Raw genomic sequence first — 3,841 nt, forward strand, 5'->3', positions numbered from 1 at the left:
CGTTTGTGCCTTCTCCCGCAGGGACACCAACGACTGTTTTGGTGTTTCGCGGACTTTCGGGCTTTTCGTTGGGGGGAATTGCTGCCAAAGCATTGTCGGCAGGCAACTCCTCGGGTGTATGGGGTTTTAGGTCACTATTAATAGCCATGAGCGGGTCCTTTGCTCGGTGAGGCATGGGCCTGCGGTTAAACAGGGCCCTCGGGAGTCAGACCGGGCGGAAGGTTGGGGGCCTCGTCCGATTCGATGATCATGATGTTTGCCGTCAACAATTTGCACTTCGTGCGTGCGTACCGGCAGTTTGGCCGGGTGCATCCAAGGCTCCAGTGCAAAGGTTGAACGTGGATGCGTGAAGGGGCACTCCACCCAGAAGTCCTCTACATAGCCGTCAGCCAGGAAGGCATCTGGATGTGTACACGTGCCGTCGACGGCGAAGATCTCGCCGGCTTAAGTGTGGAGACGGCGATTGGCGGAGCAGTGTCGAGCCGTAGCGCCTCCCCGGGAGCGAGTTCACTGAGCGGCCAGGCCATGTGCATGCGGCACCTCTTTTTATGTTCGGGAGACTATTCGCGCCAAGTGCGTTAGGACGGGATCGTTCCGCATGACTCAACGGCTTTCGCCCTAAGCAACAGAGTGCGCCCCGTCACATCCCGGTGTCAAGGTATGTCGCGGCTTTTCCCGTCTCTTGACAGCCAGGGTGTTTTGGGTCACTCTGTTGCATATCGCGCTTGCTGTTGCGCCAAAAGCAAATATAGAAGTTTTCGACAACGCCGGTTGCCCGCACCAACTCCGTGGTCGCCACGAATCGCACACTTACCCACGCTTCCCGGGAGGAACTACATGTCTGCTCCAGTCTTGCCCCTCAATCCACGCGGAAAACTCGCTTCATCATTGCCTGCAGAGCAGCTGGCGGAAATCACCGACTTGTTCGAGTTCCGGCGCGTGGGATATTCCCTCGATGCCCCCTTCTACACCGACCCGACGATTTTCAACATCGACATGCAGGCCATCTTTGGCCAGCACTGGATCTTTGCCGCCAGCATCGCCGAACTGCCGGAGCCGGGCGACTATGTCACCGTCGACTACGGGCCTTACTCCCTGATCGTGCTGCGCAACGACGACGGCGGCGTGAACGTCCTGCACAACGTATGCCGCCACCGCGGCGCCCGCGTCCTGACCGCGCCCGCCGGGTCAACAGGAAACCTGGTCTGCGGCTACCACTCTTGGACCTACTCCCCGGAGGGGAATCTGATCCATGCCTCGGCACCGGGGGAAACGAAGTTCGACAAGGGCTGCTTCGGCCTCAAGCGCGCCCACAGCCGCGTGGTGGCCGGACTCATCTTCGTCTGCATTGCGGACGAACCGCCGGCGGATTTTGACGAAACCGCCAAGATCTTCGAGCCTTACCTCGCGCCCCACGATCTGTCGAAGACGAAAATCGCCTACCAGCAGAACATCGTCGAGGAGGGCAACTGGAAGCTCGTCATGGAGAACAACCGTGAGTGCTACCACTGCGACGGCCACCCGGAACTCGCCTGTTCCCTCTTTCCCACCTGGGGCCTGACGGAGGGCCTGATCCCGGCCCACCTTGAGGAAGTGTGGGACCGCAACAAGGAAGCACAGTCATCGCTCGAGGAGCGTTGCCGCCGCTATGGCCTTCCCTACGAGGTGGTGGAGGAACTCGACACGCGCATCGCAGGAATCCGCATCTCACGGGAATCGCTCGACGGCGACGGCGAATCGTTCTCGCCCGATGGGCACAGGCTCTCCAAGAAGCTGCTCGGCGACTTGCGGGACTTCCGCCTTGGCCGCTGCTCGATGCACCTGCAGCCCAACAGCTGGTTCCACTTCCAGAGCGACCACGTCATCACGTTCGGCGTTTTCCCCATCAACGAACACCAGTCCCTGGTGCGCACCACCTGGCTGGTAGCTGACGACGCCGAGGAAGGCGTCGACTATGACCTGGAGAAACTCACCTACACCTGGAAGCAGACCAATCTGCAGGACAAGGCGTTTGTTGAGCTTTGCCAGACGGGCGCCGGCAGCCCCGCCTACGAGCCCGGCCCGTACATGAAGAGCGAGTACCAGGTGGAGGCATTCATCAACTGGTACGTGCAGCGCGTGCAGGAGCACTTGGCATGATTGAACTCCTCACTGAGACGGCAATCCAGGAGCCACAGCGCATTCGCGGTCTTGAGATGCCGTGGAACAGGGTGATGGGCAGCACCGAGGCACCCGCCCGTGCTGCCCGTGCACTGGGCCCCTGGCATCCGCAGGAGTTCATGGCCGAATGTGTGGAGACCGTTCCCGAGGCGGGCGGCTTGATGACCTTCGTGTTCCGCCGCTCCGACGGTGCGCCCCTGGCGTTCCGTGCGGGCCAGTATGTAAACGTCGCTTTTCCGGTGAATGGCGAGGACCAGGACCCGGTGGACCGCAGCTACTCGCTGTCCAGTTCCCCAACTGAGCCTTGGACCTTCAACATCAGCGTCAAACGCGACCCCACAGGACTTGTCTCACCGTGGGTGCACGAGAACGTCAAACCCGGCACTGTGCTCGAGATGCTCGGACCGGTCGGGGCATTCCACCTGCCCGATGCCGACCGCCGGGCACGCTACCTCTTGCTGGCCGCCGGCGCAGGCATCACCCCCATCATGTCCATGGTGCGGACCATCCACTCCCTGCCCGGAACGGCCGATGTCGTGGTGCTCTACCACGGAGCGGAGGCCGGAGGATTTGCCTTCCACCAGGAGCTGGCCTACATCGCCTCCGTAGACTCGCGAGTCAAGGTCTTCTACGCCCTGGGCGACCGCAGTAAACCCGAAGGATGGGAATGGCTGAGCGGAAGGCTGACGGCGGCCATGCTCGACGAGGTGGCCCCCGATGCCAACGGCCGCCAGGTCTATGCCTGCGGCCCCGAAGGTTACCTGAACACCGCAACCGAGCTCCTGGGGAAGATCGGCGTCGACGACACCTCCATCAACATGGAATTCTTCACGGGAGACCGCCAGACGATCCTTGAATACCAGGCGGAGCTCGCGTTTGCAGTGGACATTGCGGAGGAAATCGCTGAGGAAATCGCCGATTCCGCCGAAGACTACTACGAAAGCCAGCCCACCGCGTTCGGACTCTACGAGCCTGGCTACGACGCGGAGGGAACCCTGAAGGCCACGGGCCTGCCGCTGGAAACCGTCGACCCGGACGGGCCAAGTCCCGAAGGCCCCGTCGGCAGGACGGACGCGGGGCCGGAGGCCGAGTCCCCCGATGCGTCGAGCTTTGACACGGTCGGAACGGGAAGCCTCACCCTGTCCTTCATGCGCACCGGCATCAACGTGCGCATCGACCCCGCCGAACACATCCTCGGGGCGGCCCAGCGTGCGGGCGTCAGGATCGGTGCGAACTGCAAGGAAGGCATGTGCGGCTCCTGCAAGGTCGTCAAGCTTTCAGGGGAGGTCGAGATGAACCACCAAGGCGGGATCCGGGCACGGGAAATCGATGCAGGCAAGTTCCTGCCCTGCTGCTCCACTGCGCGGACCGATTTGGTAATCGATGCCTAGCCGCTTCCAGCTGCTCTAGGCCGGACAGCATCAGTGGTTGTATTCACGGCAAGAACACAAGAGCGAGAATGCCACGCGTGGCGTTTCGCTGGCCCCATCCATCAGCACAGTCAGCATGATCCGCCGAGCAAAGGATTCGCTCATGGCTATTAATAGTGACCTAAGACCCCTGACACCTGAGGAGTCGCCTGCCCACAACGGCGTGGCAGACACTCACCCTAGTGAGGAGCCCGAAAGTTTGGGCAATACAAAAAAAGTCATCAGTGTCTTCAAAGAAGAAGACACAAACC

3 protein-coding genes are annotated in these 3,841 nt (G+C 61.4%); 2 read left to right on the forward strand and 1 reads right to left on the reverse strand.

All coding sequences use genetic code 11. The annotated features are described in order from the left end of the window. Positions 1 to 126: 126 nt before the first annotated feature. Positions 127 to 435, reverse strand: coding sequence for a Rieske 2Fe-2S domain-containing protein (locus tag CXQ90_RS21540; RefSeq protein WP_258064701.1), 309 nt, complete (start codon positions 433 to 435; stop codon positions 127 to 129). A 402-nt stretch (positions 436 to 837) separates the two neighbouring features. Here CXQ90_RS21540 and CXQ90_RS21545 point away from each other — a divergent pair, with 402 nt between their 5' ends. Next, positions 838 to 2,139, forward strand: coding sequence for an SRPBCC family protein (locus CXQ90_RS21545; RefSeq protein ID WP_104141371.1), 1,302 nt, complete (start codon positions 838 to 840; stop codon positions 2,137 to 2,139). Further along, positions 2,136 to 3,551, forward strand: coding sequence for a ferredoxin reductase (locus tag CXQ90_RS21550; RefSeq protein ID WP_104141372.1), 1,416 nt, complete (start codon positions 2,136 to 2,138; stop codon positions 3,549 to 3,551). Before CXQ90_RS21545 ends, CXQ90_RS21550 begins: the two co-directional genes overlap by 4 nt. Positions 3,552 to 3,841 lie beyond the last annotated feature (290 nt).

This window comes from Arthrobacter sp. ZGTC131, assembly GCF_002929275.1.
Lineage (GTDB): Bacteria > Actinomycetota > Actinomycetes > Actinomycetales > Micrococcaceae > Arthrobacter.

What these genes read in the sequence shown, in the direction of transcription:
- CXQ90_RS21545 (WP_104141371.1), top strand. Translation starts at nt 838, where the DNA reads ATGTCTGCTCCAGTCTTGCCCCTCAATCCACGCGGAAAACTCGCTTCA.
- CXQ90_RS21550 (WP_104141372.1), top strand. Translation starts at nt 2,136, where the DNA reads ATGATTGAACTCCTCACTGAGACGGCAATCCAGGAGCCACAGCGCATT.